A 15,565-nucleotide genomic window follows, 5' to 3' on the forward strand; every position below is an offset into this window, starting at 1 on the left:
GTGGCAGCCCGCGAGAGAGACTTCACCGCGCCGACGGTCCAGCTCCTGACCCCTGAGGGCCAGTTGCGACCGACCCCCGAGGCCGAGCCGTACCTGCCCCTCGTCGAGGCGCTCGACGACACGACCCTGCAGCGCTTCTACCGCGACATGGCGGTGTCGCGCCGGCTCGACCTCACGGGAGCCAACCTGCAGCGGCAGGGCCAGCTCGCACTGTGGGTGCCGAGCCACGGCCAGGAGGCCGCGCAGGTCGGCTCCGCGCATGCCGCGCGCCCGCAGGACCACCTCTTCCCCTCGTATCGCGAGCACATCGTCGGCATGATCCGCGGGCTCGACCCGGTGGGCATCCTCGCGCTGCTGCGCGGCGTGACCCAGGGCGGGTGGAACCCCGACGAGAGCGGCAACTTCCACCTCTACACGCTCGTGCTCGCCTCGCAGACGCTGCACGCCACCGGCTACGCGATGGGCCTGCAGTTCGACGGCGCGACGGCGACGGGCGACCCCGAGTCCGACGCGGCCGTGCTCGTCTACTACGGCGACGGCTCGACCTCGCAGGGCGACGCGAGCGAGGCGCTCGTCTTCGCCGCGAGCTACCAGACGCCGCAGGTGTTCTTCGTGCAGAACAACCAGTGGGCGATCTCGGTGCCCGTCTCGCGGCAGTCGCGCAGCCCGCTGTCGCTGCGCGGCGCCGGCTTCGGCATGCCGAGCGTGCGCATCGACGGCAACGACGTCCTCGTGAGCTACGCGGTCACCCGCCAGTCGCTCGAGGAGGCGCGCGCCGGCGAGGGCCCGAGCTTCATCGAGGCGCTCACCTACCGCATGGGTGCGCACACGACGGCCGACGACCCGACGAAGTACCGCACCGACGACGAGGTGGCCTACTGGGCCGAGCGCGACCCGATCACCCGCTACCGCACGTGGCTCGAGGGCCGCGGAGCCTCCGCCGCGTTCTTCGACGAGGTCGACCAGGAGGCCGCCGACCTCTCGGCCGACGTGCGCCGGCGCACGCTCGAGCTCGAGGCGCCGACGCGGGAGACGATCTTCTCCCACGTCTACAGCGAGCCGCACCCGCTCATGTCCGAGCAGCTCGCCTGGCTCGACGCGTTCGAGACCTCGTTCGAGGGAGGCGAGGCGTGAGCGGCATCGACGAGGAGGTACGCGTGACGAGCGACACGACGGCCGAGGCATCCGTCATGGATGTCGCGACGGAGTCGGCCGCGCCGGCCGACGCCGTGCGCGGCGTGCACACCATGTCGATGGCGAAGGCCATCAACGCCGGCCTCGCCGACGCGATGCGCGCCGACGAGAAGGTGCTGCTCATGGGCGAGGACATCGGACCGCTCGGCGGCGTGTTCCGCGTCACCGAGGGGCTGTCGGCCGAGTTCGGCGAGAAGCGGGTGCTCGACACGCCGCTCGCCGAGTCGGGCATCGTCGGCACGGCGATCGGCCTCGCGATGCGCGGCTACCGCCCGGTGTGCGAGATCCAGTTCGACGGCTTCATCTTCCCCGCGTTCGACCAGATCACGACGCAGCTCGCGCGGCAGACGCTGCGACACGAGGGCCGCGTCACGATGCCCGTCGTCATCCGCGTGCCGTACGGCGGCCACATCGGCTCGATCGAGCACCACCAGGAGAGCCCCGAGGCGTACTTCGCGCACACTCCCGGCCTGCGCGTGGTGAGCCCGTCGAACCCGCACGACGCCTACTGGATGGTGCGCGAGGCGATCGAGTCGAACGACCCGGTGCTCTTCCTCGAGCCGAAGAGCCGGTACTGGCCCAAGGGCCCGGTCGACCTCGATCACGCCGGACTGCCGCTGCACGCGAGCCGAGTGATGCGCCAGGGCACCGACGTCACCGTCGTCGGCCACGGCGCGATGGTCTCGACGCTGCTGCAGGCCGCCGACATCGCGGCCGAAGAGGGCACGAGCGTCGAGGTCGTCGACCTGCGCTCGCTCTCCCCCATCGACTACGGCCCGCTGCTCGACTCGGTGCACCGCACCGGTCGCCTCGTCGTCGCGCAGGAGGCCTACGGCAACGTGTCGGTCGGCTCCGAGATCGCGGCGACCGTCGCCGAGCGGGCGTTCTACTCGCTCGAGGCGCCCGTGCTGCGCGTGTCGGGCTTCGACACGCCGTTCCCGCCGGCCGCACTCGAGACCGAGTACCTCCCGAGCCCCGACCGGGTGCTCGAAGCCGTGGATCGCGCCCTGGCGTACTGACCCGGCTCGTATGACGCTGACGGCATGACTCGACTGCGAGGGTAAGACTGATGAGCGAGATCCGATTCCCCCTTCCCGATGTCGGCGAGGGCCTCACCGAGGCCGAGATCGTGCAGTGGCGCGTTGCGCCGGGCGATCGCATCTCGCTCGACCAGGTCTTCGTCGAGATCGAGACCGCGAAGTCGCTCGTCGAGCTGCCGAGCGCGTTCGAGGGCGTCGTCTCCGAGCTGCTCGTCGACGAGGGCGCGACGGTCGACGTCGGCACGCCCATCCTCGTGATCCAGACGGATGCCGCGGGCACGGCGCCCGCCGGGGCGCCCGAAGCCGGTGCGACCTCGGCTCCCTCCGAACCTGCGCCCGCGCCCGAGGCGGAGGGCAGCGGCGCCGTGCTCGTCGGGCACGGTTCGTCGGGCCCGGCCGCGACCCGTCGTCGCCGCCACCCGGCGCCGAACGGCGCCCACGTGAACCTCGCTCCGCACCCCGCGCCGGCCCCGCCGGCGGCTCCCGCGGTGCCGGCCCCCACTCCGCCGGCGGCGCCCGCCACGACGCATCCCGCCCCCGCAGCCCGTGCCGAGGCGAAGCCCGAGCCGCACGTGCCGGTGATCGCGAAGCCGCCGATCCGCAAGCTCGCGAAGGATCTCGGCGTCGATCTCTCGCGCGTCGCACCGACGGGGCCGATCGGCGACGTGACGCGCGACGACGTCATCCGCGAGGCGAGCCAGGCGAGCGTCTTCCGCAACATCCAGACGCCCGAGGCGCCGGCCGACCGCGAGACCCGCATCCCCGTGAAGGGCGTGCGCAAGGCGATCGCGAACGCGATGGTGCAGAGCGCGTACTCGGCGCCCCACGTGTCGGTCTTCGTCGACGTCGACGCCACGCGCACCATGGAGTACCTGAAGCGGCTCAAGGCCTCCCCCGACTACGCCGGCATCAAGATCTCACCGCTGCTCATCATGGCGAAGGCGATGCTCTGGGCGGTGCGGCGCAATCCCACCGTGAACGCGCAGTGGACCGACGACGAGATCATCGTCAAGCACTACGTGAACCTCGGCATCGCGGCGGCGACGCCGCGCGGCCTCATCGTGCCGAACGTCAAGAACGCGCAGGACATGTCGATGGTCGAGCTCGCGGCTGCCCTCGAGCAGCTGACGCTCACCGCCCGCGAGGGCAAGACCCAGCCCGCCGAGATGCAGGGCGGCACCATCACGATCACGAACATCGGCGTCTTCGGCATGGACACCGGCACGCCGATCCTGAACCCGGGCGAGGTCGGCATCGTCGCCCTCGGCACGATCAAGCAGAAGCCGTGGGTCGTCGACGGCGAGGTGCGCCCGCGCTTCGTGACGACGATCGGCGGCTCGTTCGACCACCGCGTCGTCGACGGCGACGTCGTCTCGCGCTTCGTGGCCGACGTCGCCTCGATCATCGAGGAGCCGGCGCTGCTGCTCGAGTAGTGGGCCGCTCGCCCCGCTCCACAGCGTCGCCGCAGCTATCGTGCGCCGCGGACCGGCCGAGGAGCGTGGGCGCAACAGGTCGGCTACAGGCGGATCTCGTACGTGATCGCGTCGGGCGTGCGGCCGGCCTCGGCGAAGCCGGCGCGCTCGAGCGTGCGACGGGCCGGCAGGTTGGAGACCTCGGCCTCGGCGCGCACGATGCGTGCGCCCGCCGAGCGGGCGAGCTCCACGGCCGCGTGGATCGTGTGCAGCGCCAGGCCCTGGCCGCGCACCGCCGGGACGAGCCCGAACACGAAGTCGACGGCCCCGTCGGGGCCAGGCGGGCCGAACAGGTTCACTCCCCCGATGGCCGGTCCGTCTTCGCCGCGATGCACGAGGTACGGTCCGAACGGCGCGGGGTCGCCGCTCTCACGGACCGCCTGCACGTACTCGGCGAGGAGCTCGGGCTCGTCGGTGAAGGCGTAGGCGCCCTCCCAGCCATCGTGCGGATCGACCTCGCCCGCGAGCACGCGCTCGGCATCGGCGACGGTGAACGGATGCAACGTGAGCGCGGGTGTCGTCGTCGTATCCACGTACTTCACTCTTGCACGACCCGACGACACACGCCAAGGGTTGTCCACAGCGCGGCGGCTGACGCGGGGCTTCGAGATCACCCGGGCTGCCCCTCGACTCTTCGAGCCGCCAGATGGTTTTGACAATCATTATCAATAACACCTAGGGTGGAGGCATGACGACGCTCCCCCGACCTCGCCGCATGCTCACCGCCACGACCGCCGTTGGGCTCGGTGCCGTCGGCGCACTGGCGCTCGCGGGCTGCGCAGGGCCCGGGGCGGCCGGCGCGAGCGCCGACGCGCCGCGGGTCGTGGCCACCACGACCCAGGTCGGCAACTTCGCGCGCGAGCTCGCCGGCGACGAGGCAGAGGTCACCCAGCTGCTCTCCCCCGGCCAGAGCGCCCACGGGTTCGACCCCTCGGCCGCGCAGCTGCTCGCGCTGAGCGATGCCGATGTGCTCGTCGTCAACGGCGCCGGCCTCGAGAGCTGGCTCGACGACGCGGTCGAGGCCTCGGGCTTCGACGGCGTGCTCATCGACGCCAGCACGGGCATCGAGCTGTACGGCACCGACGACCACGAGCACGAGACGGATGACTCGGGGCACGACCACGAGAACGACGACGAGTCGTCGTCCGAGCATGAGTCCGAGGACCCGGCGGCCGGGTCGGCGGCCGATCACGACGGCCACGATCACGGCGACGGCAACCCGCACATCTGGACCGACCCGGAGCTCGCCGAGCACATGGTCGAGAACATCGCGCACGGCCTCGCCGAGGTGCCCGGCATCGACGCCGACGCGGTCGAGGCGAACGAGACGGCCTATCTCGAGCAGCTCGACGCGCTCGACGAGTGGATCGCCGAGAACGTCGAACAGGTTCCGGTCGCCGACCGGCTGCTCGTGACGAACCACGATGCGTTCACCTACTTCGTCGACGCGTACGACATCACCTTCGTCGGCAGCATCATCCCCAGCTTCGACGACAACGCCGAGCCCAGCGCCGCCGAGATCGACGACCTCGTCGCGAAGATCCGCGACACCGGTGTGAAGGCGGTGTTCTCGGAGGCGTCGATCTCGCCGAAGGCGGCCGAGACGATCGGGGCCGAGTCGGGGGCGACGGTGTACTCCGGACCCGACGCGCTCTACGGCGATTCGCTCGGCGCGGCCGGCAGCGACGGCGAGAGCTACCTCGGCAGCCAGGTGCACAACGCGCGGCTCATCCTCGAGTCGTGGGGCGTCGAGCCTTCCCCGCTGCCGGCGGTACTGCAAGGATGACGGCATGACCCACTCCCCCGTGCTGCGGCTGACCGGTGCGGCGTTCACCCATCCGGGCGGCGCCGGCGTCGCCGGCCTCGACCTCGAGATCGGCCGCGGCGAGGCCGTGGCGCTCATCGGGCCGAACGGCGCGGGCAAGTCGACGCTGCTCAAGGGCATCCTCGGGCTGGTGCCGCGAACGGCCGGCACGCTCGAGCTCGGCGGCGCCCGCGCGTCGGAACGCCCGTCGCATTCCCGAAACGGAATGGTCGCGTTCCTGCCGCAGTCGGCCGAGCTCGACGCCGACTTCCCGATCAGCCTCGAGCAGGTCGTCATGCAGGGGCGGTATCGCGGCCTTGGGCTCCTCCGCTGGCCGGGGCGCGCCGACCGCGCAGCGGTCGCACAGGCGCTCGACCGGGTGGGCCTTGCGCAACTCGCCAAGCGCCCGTTCGGCGAGCTCTCCGGCGGCCAGCGGCAGCGCGGCCTGCTCGCCCGGGCGCTCGCCTCGCAACCCGCGCTGCTCCTCCTCGACGAGCCGTTCAACGGGCTCGACCAGGCCAATCGCGACGCGCTGGTCGAGACGCTCAGGCAGCTCAAGGCCGACGGCGTCGCCGTGCTCGTCTCGACCCACGACCTCGAACTCGCCCGGCTCGTCTGCGACTCGGTGGTGCTCGTCAACGGCACCCAGCTCGCGCACGGCCCGGTCGACGACGTGCTCACCCTCGGCAACGTGCAGGAGTGCTTCGAGGGCGTCGAGGTCGAGATCGACGAGCACACCCTCGTCGTGCCCGGGCACGAAGGACATTGATGCGGGCATCGGCATATAAGCCGTCGCGGCGGGGGAGCGGCGCCCGATGACCATCGTCGACGCCCTGTTCTCGGCCTTCGCGATCCCGTTCATGGGGCGCGCCCTCGTCGTGATGCTCGTGCTCGCCGTCGTCGCGGGCGTCGTCGGGGTGCTCGTGAACCTGCGCGGGCTCGAGTTCATCAGCGACGGACTGACCCACGCCGTCTTCCCCGGACTCGCGATCGGCCTCGCCGTCGGCGGTGCGAGCGGGCTGATCCCCGGCGCGGCGATCGCCGCCCTCGCCGGTGCGCTCGCCCTCACCTGGCTCGACCGCGCCGGGATCACGTCGGACGCCGCGATCGCCATCGTGCTGACGGCCGCCTTCAGCATCGGCGTGATCGTCGTCTCGAAGAGCAGCGACTACGCGGGTGAGCTCGAGGCGCTGCTGTTCGGTCGGGTGCTCACGATTCCGCCCGACCAGGTGCTGCCGCTGGTCGCGGTGAGCGGCGTCGCGCTCGTCGCGGTCGTGGTCACGCTCAAGCAGCAGCTCTTCAGGGCCTTCGACGCCCGGGGGAGTCGCGCTGCGGGAGATTCGGCGCTCGTGCTCGACCTCGTGCTCAACGCGGCGATCGCACTCGTGGTCGTGGCCGCAGCCAGCACGGTCGGCACGCTGCTCGTACTCGCCCTGCTCATCGTGCCGGGGGCGGTGGCGCGGCTCGTGACGATGCGACTGTGGTGGCTGTTCCCCGTAGCTGCCGGCTTCGCCGCAGTGGCGGCATGGCTCGGGCTGGCGGCCGGATTCGCCGTGTCGGTCGGTGCCGGCGTCGACGTGCCGGCCGGGGCGACGATCGTCGCCGTGTTCGTGCTCGGGTACGCGCTCGTACTGGCGGTCGCGCAAGTGGCCGGACGGGTGCGGGGGAGCGGGGTCGGGCGGTCGGGCTTCGAGCCGCTTCCTCCGGCGTCGGATGCTCCTCGGCCAGCGCGGACAGGGGCGCGCCGTCCTGCGGCGCCGCTCGAGCACGCCGAGCGTGCGAGGCGAGCCGGGGAGGAGCGCTGATGGGCTACTTCGAGCGGGCGCTGCTCGCCGCCATCGTCATCGGCGTGGGCGCAGGATTCGTCGGGGCGCTCGTCGTGCTGCGCAAGCGCACCTTCTTCGCGCAGGCCCTCACCCACGGCACCTATCCCGGCGCAGTCGCCGCGGCGGCCCTCGGGGTGAGCGTGCCCGCCGGTGCGGCCGTGGCCTCGATCGTGCTCGTGGCGGTCATGGCCGGCATCGCCCGTGTCCGCCGGCAGGGTGCCCAAGTCGCCGCCGGCATCGTGCTCACCGGCGGTTTCGCGGCCGGCGCCCTGCTGCAGGCCCTCCTCCCGGGCCTCCCGGTGCGCGCCGAGAGCCTGCTCGTCGGCTCGATCCTGACGGTGAGCGACGGAGACATTCTGCTCGCGGCATGTGTGGCAGCGGTCGCGATCGCGGTGGTCGCGCTCATCGGCAAGGAGATCGCGTTCTCGACCTTCGATCCGGCGGGGTTCCGCGCGATGGGCTACCGCGAATGGCCGATCGAGCTCGTCGTGCTCGGCCTCACCGCGGCCTCGGTCGTGAGCTCGCTCCCCGCCGTCGGGGCGATCCTCGCGATCGCGCTCATCGCGGCACCCGCGGCGGCCGCGCGGCTCGTGGCCGGTTCGTTCCGCGGCGTGCTCCTGGCGGCGCCCGTGATCGGCGCGGCGTCGGGCGTCATCGGCGTCCTCGCCTCCCGCATGTTCGCGGTCGCGGCCGGCCCGGCGATCGCGCTCGCGGCGACCGCGTTCTTCCTGCTCGCGCTGGGGATCTCCAAGCTCCGCGCGCTACCGTTGAAGCGGACCGACATCCCCGTCGAGACCGCGGAGGGCGCACGGATCGCATGATGAAACGCAACACCTGGCAGCGCGAGGCCGTGCGCGAGGCCCTCGACACGACCGAGGGGTTCATCAGCGCGCAGGCGCTGCATTCGGCGCTGCACGCGAGCGGTTCGCCGATCGGGCTCGCGACGGTCTATCGCGCGCTCGGCGACCTCGCCTCGAGCGGCGAGGCCGACTCGCTGCAGTCGCCCGACGGCGAGGCGCTGTACCGCGCCTGCTCGACCGCGGGCCACCATCACCACCTCATCTGCCGCAACTGCGGGCTCACGGTCGAGATCGAAGCCACCGAGGTCGAGGCCTGGGCGAAGGGCATCGCCGCCGAGCACGGGTTCACCGAGGCCGCGCACGTCGTCGACGTGTTCGGGCTCTGCGCCGACTGCACGCGACTCGCGGCGACGACGGAAAGCCCTGATCGAGCCCGTTAAAACCGTGCTCGGTTTGGGTTCCGCCACGAACCTCGTTACGGTGGGGTGCGGTCCTGCAAGACCGTCCGCCCAGTCCGCGGTTCGATATTCCCGAACGGGAATCATCGGAACGTATGGTTCGGCGGCGAGGCATCCGGCCCCGATGGCCGGCTGCGACGAAGCCCTGTTTCGCCCGGCGCCCCCATGATGCGCCCGGCTTGAGTGCCGGGCTTCCGACTCGCCGTCAACCCGGCCGTGACCCAGGAGTTCGGCGCGCCCGGACTCGACCGCGAAACGCCCGGCGTTCGCGGTGATCGGCGCGCGCCCTCGGGGAGCCAGACCATGTCAGACACGACCGCACTCGAAGTGCGCCACCTCACCAAGTTCTTCGGCCGGAAGCCGCGCGAAGCACTGCAGCGACTGCGGCAGGGCGCCGGGCGCGACGAACTCGCGCCGCTCGGCACCGCCGCGGTCATCGACGCCGACTTCGACGTGCGGCGAGGTGAGATCTTCGTCGTGATGGGCCTCTCGGGCTCGGGCAAGTCGACGCTCATCCGCATGCTCAACGGGCTGGTCGAGCCGACCGACGGCACCGTCACCGTGATGGGGGAGCAGATCACCGGCGTGGCCTCGAAGCGACTGCGCGCCGTGCGCCGCCGCCGGGTGTCGATGGTCTTCCAGCACTTCGCCCTGCTGCCGCATCGCACGGTGCTCGAGAACGCCGCCTACGGCCTCGAGATCCAGGGCGTGCCGCCGGCCGAGCGCCGGGCCCGCGCCGAACGCATCCTCGAGCGCGTCGGCCTCGGCGGCTGGAGCGACACGCTTCCCTCGGCGCTCTCGGGCGGGATGCAGCAGCGCGTCGGCCTCGCCCGCGCCCTCGCCGCCGACACGGACATCCTGCTCATGGACGAGGCGTTCTCGGCGCTCGACCCGCTCATCCGGCGCGAGATGCAGGAGCAGCTCGTCGAACTCCAGCAGGAGCTCGGCAAGACCATCGTGTTCATCACGCACGACCTGAACGAGGCGATGTTCCTCGGCGACCGCATCGCGATGATGCGCGACGGCCGGGTGGTGCAGATCGGCACCGCCGAGGAGATCCTCACCGATCCGGCCGACGACTACGTCGCCCACTTCGTGCAGGACGTCGACCGGGCGCGCGTGCTCACCGCGGGCAACGTGATGGAGGCGCCGCGCGCGGTCGCGACCGCCTCGGCCGGTCCGCGTGCCGCACTGCGCACGATGCGCGACCTGCAGACCTCCATGGTGTTCGTCGTCGGCAACGGCCGGCGCCTGCTCGGCGTCGCGCACGACCGCGACGTGCTGCGCCTCGTGCAGCGAGGCGAGCGGGATCTCGGCCTCGCGATCAGCGACGACCATCCGGTCGTGGGCGTCGACGAGCACCTCGCCGAACTGCTCGGCAGCGCCGTCGAGAGCCAGCTCCCGCTCGCGGTCGTCGACGGCGAGGGACGCCTCCTCGGCGCCGTGCCCAGGGTGACCCTGCTCGCCGCGCTCGGCAACGTCAGCACGGACACCGCCGAGCAGGTGATCATCGACACGCCGGCCACGATCTCGGTCGACGTCATCACCGAGACCCTGCACCGCACCGCGGGTGCGGAGGCGGCGGTCGCCGACGCGCCGCCGGTCGAGACGGTGCCGGCCGACGCATCGCCCGCCGTGGTCGCGGGGGAGGGGAGCCTGGCATGACCGAGTTCCGCCTTCCGCTCGGCGAGTGGGTCGCCGCGTTCATCGATTTCATCACCGAGGTGCTCGGCGGGTTCTTCCGCGTCGTCCGCGATGTCTTCGCCGGCTTCTACGACCTCGTCGAGTTCGTGCTGCAGACGCCGCCGTTCTGGGTCGTCATCCTCGCGATCGCGGCGATCGCCTGGTTCGCGAAGGGCTGGAAGCTCGCGGTCGGCACCGCCGTCGGCCTCGTCGTGATCGTCGGCGTCGACCAGTGGGACAACGCGATGGCGACCCTCGCCCTCGTGCTCGTCGCGAGCGCGATCGCGGTCGTCGTGGCGATCCCGGTGGGCGTGCTCGCCGCCCGTTCCGACGGGGCGTCGCGCGTCATCCGGCCGATCCTCGACTTCATGCAGACGATGCCCGCGATGGTGTACCTGATCCCGGCGCTCATCCTGTTCCGCGTCGGCGTCGTGCCGGGCATCGTCGCGACGATCATCTTCGCCATGGCCCCCGGGGTGCGCCTCACCGAGCTCGGCATCCGCGGTGTCGACCGCGAGGTGGTCGAGGCGGGGCACGCCTTCGGCTCGTCGCCGTGGCGCATCCTCCGCCAGATCCAGCTCCCGCTCGCGATGCCGAGCATCATGGCCGGCGTCAACCAGGTCATCATGCTGTCGCTGTCGATGGTCGTCATCGCCGGCATGGTCGGCGCGGGCGGACTCGGCGGCGACGTCGTGCAGTCGCTCACGCGCATCGACGTCGGACTCGGATTCGAGGCGGGCATCTCCGTCGTGATCCTCGCGATCATCCTCGATCGCATCACCGGAGCGCTCGGAGCCCCCCGGACCCGGCGCCCGCGCCGACAGCGAGGGGATGCCTCGGCGCCGACGAGGCACGGGTCGGGCGACGCGGGCCGCGGCCCCGGGCAGCCCGAGCCCGTCGCGGCGGGCGCCCGCGCCGAGGCATCCGCCCCGACCGGCTGACCGGCCTCGCTCGCGCCATGACCGAAGCGTCGCATCGAGGCGGGCCGCCGTCTCGACACAGGTCCTCCTGCGTCGAGCGCCGCCCGGCCGACGGCGCTCGCATCGACCTCACCCCGACCCGCGACCCTGCTCGCGGAGGAAAGGAAGCACCATGAAGCACCGCACCATCACGGGGGCGCTCGCCCTCGGCGCCGTCGCGACGCTCGCCCTGAGCGGCTGCGCCGCCGGCGCACCGGCCGAGACCCTCGAGAACGGCGACCGCAAGGACGTCACGATCGCCGTGTTCAACGGCTGGGACGAGGGCATCGCTGCGAGCGAGCTGTGGAAGGCCGTGCTCACCGAGCAGGGTTACGACGTCACGCTCGAGTACGCCGACCCGGCTCCCGTCTACTCGGGCCTCACGTCGGACGACTACGACGTCACCCTCGACACCTGGCTGCCGATCACGCACGCCGACTACATCGAGCAGTACGGCGACGACCTCGTCGACCTCGGGGCCTGGAACGAGGACGCGAAGCTCACCATCGCGGTGAACGAGGACGCGCCGATCGACTCGCTCGACGAGCTCGCCGCGAACGCCGACCTGTTCGGCAACCGGCTCGTCGGCATCGAGCCGGGGTCGGGCCTCAACCGGGTGACGGAGGACGAGGTCATCCCGACCTACGGCCTCGAGAAGGTGGAGTACCTCACGAGCTCGACGCCTGCGATGCTCTCCGAGCTCACGGCTGCGACCAAGGCCGGCGAGAACATCGCCGTCACCCTGTGGCGTCCGCACTGGGCGTACGACGCGTTCCCGCTCAAGGACCTCGAGGACCCCGAGGGCGCGCTCGGCGACGCCGAGGGCATCCACGCGTTCGGCGGCAAGAGCTTCGAGGCGAGCTTCCCGACGCTGAGCGGCTGGCTCGAGGACTTCGAGATGGACAGCGAGCTGCTCTTCTCGCTCGAGAACGCCATGTTCAACGAGGCCGACACCGACGACTACGGGCCCGTCGTCGAGCAGTGGATCGCCGACAACCAGGACTACGTCGACGGGCTCACCGAGTAGGGGAGCGGACTCCGCCGACACGACACGGCGGGTGGTGGATGCCTCGCGGCGTCCGTCACCCGCCGTCGTCATGTCGCCGCGTCATCCTGACGGGAGCGTCGTCACCCCCGAACGAGGGTCATCGCCGTCGCGCGGTTCATGCGATCTGCGTGACACGGCCGCCGCCCGCCGAGGTCTAGCATCGCGATCGGATGCGACGTTCGGGGGAACGGCTCCTCTCGCTCGCGCACCTCGGCGATGCCCCGACGGCATCGCGCACGGCAACGCATGGAGGGATGACGATGACCGAGCAGTCCGACAACGAGTACACCCCGAGGTTCGCACGGCCGGGGGAGGCGACGGTCACCACGGGGCACCGCATCCCCGAGAACGAGTCGCTGCCGCAGACGGCGTACCAGATCATCCGCGACGAGGTCATGCTCGACGGCAACGCCCGGCTGAACCTCGCGACCTTCGTCACGACGTGGATGGACGACGAGGCCAAGGCGCTGTACACCGAGGCGTTCGACAAGAACATGATCGACAAGGACGAGTACCCGCAGACCGCGGCGATCGAGGAGAAGTGCTGGCGCATGCTCGCCGACCTCTGGCACTCGCCCGACCCCGACGGCACGATCGGCACGTCGACCATCGGCTCGTCGGAGGCGGCGATGCTCGGCGGCCTCGCGATGAAGCGCCGCTGGCAGCAGGCCCGCCGCGCCGCCGGCAAGGACGCCTCCAAGCCGAACATGATCATGTCGAGCGCCGTGCAGGTCTGCTGGGAGAAGTTCTGCAACTACTTCGACGTCGAGCCGCGCTACGTGCCGGTGAGCGACGAGTACCCGATGCTCGACGGCGCCCAGCTCGAGGAGTACGTCGACGAGAACACGATCGGCGTCGTCGTGATCATGGGCGTCACCTACACGGGCGCGTACGAGCCGGTCAAGCAGATCTCGGAGGCGCTCGACGCGCTGCAGGCGAAGACCGGGCTCGACGTGCCGATCCACGTCGACGGCGCGTCGGGTGCGATGATCGCGCCGTTCATCCAGCCCGACCTCGAGTGGGACTTCCGGCTGCCGCGCGTGCACTCGATCAACACCTCGGGTCACAAGTACGGCCTCGTCTACCCCGGCCTCGGCTGGGTCGTCTGGCGCACCGCCGACGTGCTGCCCGACGACCTCATCTTCCGGGTGAGCTACCTCGGCGGCTCGATGCCGACGCTCGCGCTCAACTTCTCGCGTCCAGGGGCGCAGGTGCTCCTGCAGTACTTCCTCTTCCTGCGGCTCGGCGTCAAGGGCTACGCCGCGGTGCAACAGGCCTCGCAGGACGTCGCCGTGTACCTCTCCAAGGGCATCGCGGAGATCGGCGCCTTCGACCTGATCAGCGACGGCACCGACATCCCCGTCTTCGCCTGGCGGCTCAAGCCGGGGCACACCGACAACTGGAACCTGTACCACCTGCAGGATCGCCTGCGGCAGAAGGGATGGCTCGTGCCCGCCTACCCGCTGCCCGACAACATGGCCGACCGCACGGTGCAGCGCATCGTCGTCCGCAACGGACTCAGCATGGACCTCGCCACGGATCTGCTCCGCGACATCCAGTCCGAGACCGCCTACCTCGACCAGCTCGAATCGCCGATGCCCGTCGAGGGCAACCGTCCGGCGTTCCACCACTAGGAGGCGACTGAGATGACCAAGCAGGCGACCGAGTCGCCACGGCTCGGAAAGAACCACCCGCTTGCGCCGAAGACGGCGCACACGGCATTCCTCGGTGCCGGCCAGCTGGCCCTGCTCACCCTCGTCGTGGTCGCGAGCCTGCGCTCGCTGCCGGCGATGGCGGTCTACGGGCTCGGCAGCGTGACCCTGTACATCATCCCGGCGATCTTCTTCCTCATCCCCACCGCGCTCGTCGCGGCGGAGCTCGCGACGGGGTGGAAGGGCGGCGTCTACGTCTGGGTGCGGGAGGCCTTCGGCAATCGATGGGGCTTCACCGCAGTCTGGCTGCAGTGGATCCAGAACGTCGTCTGGTACCCGACGCAGATCGCCTTCATCGCGGCGGCGATCGCGTTCGTCTTCATGGACCCGTCGCTCGCGAACTCGGGCCTCTACACGGCGATCATCATCCTGGTGCTGTACTGGGGGTCGACGCTCATCGCCCTCCGCGGCGGCAACCTGTTCGCGAAGCTCGGGTCGTGGGGCGGCATCCTCGGAACGCTCTTCCCGGCCGCGCTGCTCATCGTGTTCGGCTTCATCTGGCTGGGAACCGGCGAGCCGAGCGAGGTGCCGCTCGGGGCGGCGAACATGATCCCGCCGTTCACGGGCATCGCGTCGATCGTGCTGATCGTCTCGAACATCCTCGCCTACGCGGGCATGGAGGTGAACGCCGTGCACGTGAACCAGATGAAGGACCCCGGCCGCGGCTACCCCAAGTCGATCCTGCTCGCATCGGTGCTGATCCTCGCGGTCTTCATCCTGCCGACGATCGCGATCGCGATCGCCGTGCCGAACAAGGACCTGGGGCTCACGAACGGCATCATGCTCGCGTTCCAGGAGTACTTCGACACGTTCGGCATGTCGTGGGCGACGCCCGTCATCTCGGCGCTCATCGCGGCGGGTGCGCTCGCCTCGGTGCTCACCTGGATCGCCGGTCCGTCGAAGGGCCTGCTCGCCGCCGCCGAGTCGGGGCTGCTGCCGCGCGGACTCCAGAAGCGCAACAAGGAGGGGGTGCAGTCGGGCATCCTGATGCTGCAGGGCACGATCGTGACGCTGCTCGCGGCGATGTTCATCTTCATCCCCAACGTGAACTCGGCGTTCATCGCGCTCGTCGACATGGCCGCGGCGCTCTACCTGATCATGTACATGCTCATGTTCGCCGCCGCGATCCGGCTGCGCCGCAAGGAGCCCGACGTCAAGCGCGCCTACCGCGTGCCGGCGATGGGGTTCATCGCGGGCGTCGGGTTCCTGGGATGCCTCGCCGCCTTCTGCCTCGCGTTCATCCCGCCGAGCGGCTTCGACTCGATGTCGGCCGGCATGTACGCGCTGGTGGTGCTCGGCGTCATCCTGCTGCTGGGAGTGCCGCCGCTGCTCTTCTACGCGTTCCGCCGCCCCTCCTGGGACCTGCGGTCCGACGAGGAGAAGGCCATGCGCGGCACCCATCAGGAGGACGAGGGGGCACCGGCCGCCTCGGCCGCTTCGACCGCACCGCCGGGCGACGCCGCGACGAGCGGCTGAGCGCGCCCGTCGAACGGCCCACGGGAGCATCCCGTGGGCCGTTCGGCACCCCACCCGATCACAACATCGCAGCGACAGAAAGGCCGTCATGCT

The 15,565-nt window shown here is 71.0% G+C and carries 14 protein-coding genes; 13 read left to right on the plus strand and 1 reads right to left on the minus strand.

The window, feature by feature from the left end; all coding sequences use genetic code 11:
- From PX701_RS17535 to PX701_RS17545, 3 genes are read left to right on the plus strand one after another with little or no spacing between them, the layout of a single operon-like run.
- Nucleotides 1-1,134, plus strand: coding sequence for a thiamine pyrophosphate-dependent dehydrogenase E1 component subunit alpha (locus tag PX701_RS17535; RefSeq protein ID WP_275507014.1), 1,134 nt, complete (start codon nucleotides 1-3; stop codon nucleotides 1,132-1,134).
- 56 nt (nucleotides 1,135-1,190) lie between these two features.
- Entirely contained in the window at nucleotides 1,191-2,213 is a 1,023-nt protein-coding gene (locus PX701_RS17540; RefSeq protein WP_231432223.1) for an alpha-ketoacid dehydrogenase subunit beta, read from the plus strand.
- 50 nt (nucleotides 2,214-2,263) lie between these two features.
- Nucleotides 2,264-3,667: a dihydrolipoamide acetyltransferase family protein gene (locus PX701_RS17545; protein WP_275507016.1), complete on the plus strand. Its 1,404-nt coding sequence runs from the start codon at nucleotides 2,264-2,266 to the stop codon at nucleotides 3,665-3,667.
- 83 nt (nucleotides 3,668-3,750) lie between these two features.
- On the opposite strand, the gene PX701_RS17550 is transcribed toward PX701_RS17545, so the two are convergent.
- Nucleotides 3,751-4,239 (minus strand): GNAT family N-acetyltransferase, encoded by a 489-nt coding sequence (locus PX701_RS17550; protein ID WP_231429315.1) that lies wholly within the window; start codon nucleotides 4,237-4,239, stop codon nucleotides 3,751-3,753.
- 155 nt (nucleotides 4,240-4,394) lie between these two features.
- On the opposite strand from PX701_RS17550, the gene PX701_RS17555 reads away from it, so the two are divergent.
- The 10 genes from PX701_RS17555 (at nucleotide 4,395) to gadC (ending at nucleotide 15,472) form a co-directional block, all read left to right on the plus strand.
- A complete protein-coding gene (locus PX701_RS17555; RefSeq protein ID WP_275507017.1) occupies nucleotides 4,395-5,492 on the plus strand; it encodes a metal ABC transporter substrate-binding protein in 1,098 nt (365 codons plus the stop codon).
- A gap of 4 nt (nucleotides 5,493-5,496) precedes the next feature.
- Nucleotides 5,497-6,279, plus strand: a complete 783-nt coding sequence (locus tag PX701_RS17560; RefSeq protein WP_231429317.1) for a metal ABC transporter ATP-binding protein — start codon at nucleotides 5,497-5,499, stop codon at nucleotides 6,277-6,279.
- Nucleotides 6,280-6,325: 46 nt separating this feature from the next.
- Nucleotides 6,326-7,315 carry a metal ABC transporter permease gene (locus PX701_RS17565; protein WP_275507019.1) on the plus strand — a complete coding sequence of 330 codons (990 nt, stop codon included), beginning with the start codon at nucleotides 6,326-6,328 and terminating at the stop codon, nucleotides 7,313-7,315.
- Entirely contained in the window at nucleotides 7,315-8,157 is an 843-nt protein-coding gene (locus PX701_RS17570) for a metal ABC transporter permease (RefSeq protein ID WP_231429319.1), read from the plus strand. The genes PX701_RS17565 and PX701_RS17570 overlap by 1 nt, the downstream gene beginning before the upstream one ends.
- Nucleotides 8,154-8,576, plus strand: a complete 423-nt coding sequence (locus PX701_RS17575) for a Fur family transcriptional regulator (protein WP_275507020.1) — start codon at nucleotides 8,154-8,156, stop codon at nucleotides 8,574-8,576. The genes PX701_RS17570 and PX701_RS17575 overlap by 4 nt, the downstream gene beginning before the upstream one ends.
- A 321-nt stretch (nucleotides 8,577-8,897) precedes the next feature.
- A complete protein-coding gene (locus tag PX701_RS17580; RefSeq protein ID WP_275507021.1) occupies nucleotides 8,898-10,259 on the plus strand; it encodes a quaternary amine ABC transporter ATP-binding protein in 1,362 nt (453 codons plus the stop codon).
- The gene (locus PX701_RS17585; protein ID WP_275507022.1) at nucleotides 10,256-11,218 is read left to right on the plus strand and encodes an ABC transporter permease; all 963 of its coding nucleotides are present in this window, start codon (nucleotides 10,256-10,258) and stop codon (nucleotides 11,216-11,218) included. Before PX701_RS17580 ends, PX701_RS17585 begins: the two co-directional genes overlap by 4 nt.
- Nucleotides 11,219-11,369: 151 nt before the next feature.
- A complete protein-coding gene (locus PX701_RS17590; protein ID WP_275507023.1) occupies nucleotides 11,370-12,263 on the plus strand; it encodes a glycine betaine ABC transporter substrate-binding protein in 894 nt (297 codons plus the stop codon).
- Between the two features lie 281 nt (nucleotides 12,264-12,544).
- Nucleotides 12,545-13,918 carry a glutamate decarboxylase gene (gene gad / locus PX701_RS17595; protein WP_275507024.1) on the plus strand — a complete coding sequence of 458 codons (1,374 nt, stop codon included), beginning with the start codon at nucleotides 12,545-12,547 and terminating at the stop codon, nucleotides 13,916-13,918.
- Nucleotides 13,919-13,930: 12 nt separating this feature from the next.
- The gene (gadC, locus tag PX701_RS17600) at nucleotides 13,931-15,472 is read left to right on the plus strand and encodes a glutamate/gamma-aminobutyrate antiporter GadC (protein WP_275507025.1); all 1,542 of its coding nucleotides are present in this window, start codon (nucleotides 13,931-13,933) and stop codon (nucleotides 15,470-15,472) included.
- Nucleotides 15,473-15,565: the final 93 nt, after the last annotated feature.

Source organism: Agromyces chromiiresistens (genome assembly GCF_029167465.1).
GTDB classification, from domain to species: domain Bacteria; phylum Actinomycetota; class Actinomycetes; order Actinomycetales; family Microbacteriaceae; genus Agromyces; species Agromyces chromiiresistens.

What these genes read in the sequence shown, in the direction of transcription:
- PX701_RS17585 (WP_275507022.1), top strand. Translation starts at nt 10,256, where the DNA reads ATGACCGAGTTCCGCCTTCCGCTCGGCGAGTGGGTCGCCGCGTTCATC.
- PX701_RS17590 (WP_275507023.1), top strand. Translation starts at nt 11,370, where the DNA reads ATGAAGCACCGCACCATCACGGGGGCGCTCGCCCTCGGCGCCGTCGCG.
- PX701_RS17555 (WP_275507017.1), top strand. Translation starts at nt 4,395, where the DNA reads ATGACGACGCTCCCCCGACCTCGCCGCATGCTCACCGCCACGACCGCC.
- PX701_RS17540 (WP_231432223.1), top strand. Translation starts at nt 1,191, where the DNA reads ATGGATGTCGCGACGGAGTCGGCCGCGCCGGCCGACGCCGTGCGCGGC.
- PX701_RS17570 (WP_231429319.1), top strand. Translation starts at nt 7,315, where the DNA reads ATGGGCTACTTCGAGCGGGCGCTGCTCGCCGCCATCGTCATCGGCGTG.
- PX701_RS17560 (WP_231429317.1), top strand. Translation starts at nt 5,497, where the DNA reads ATGACCCACTCCCCCGTGCTGCGGCTGACCGGTGCGGCGTTCACCCAT.
- PX701_RS17545 (WP_275507016.1), top strand. Translation starts at nt 2,264, where the DNA reads ATGAGCGAGATCCGATTCCCCCTTCCCGATGTCGGCGAGGGCCTCACC.
- PX701_RS17565 (WP_275507019.1), top strand. Translation starts at nt 6,326, where the DNA reads ATGACCATCGTCGACGCCCTGTTCTCGGCCTTCGCGATCCCGTTCATG.
- gadC (WP_275507025.1), top strand. Translation starts at nt 13,931, where the DNA reads ATGACCAAGCAGGCGACCGAGTCGCCACGGCTCGGAAAGAACCACCCG.
- PX701_RS17575 (WP_275507020.1), top strand. Translation starts at nt 8,154, where the DNA reads ATGATGAAACGCAACACCTGGCAGCGCGAGGCCGTGCGCGAGGCCCTC.
- gad (WP_275507024.1), top strand. Translation starts at nt 12,545, where the DNA reads ATGACCGAGCAGTCCGACAACGAGTACACCCCGAGGTTCGCACGGCCG.
- PX701_RS17580 (WP_275507021.1), top strand. Translation starts at nt 8,898, where the DNA reads ATGTCAGACACGACCGCACTCGAAGTGCGCCACCTCACCAAGTTCTTC.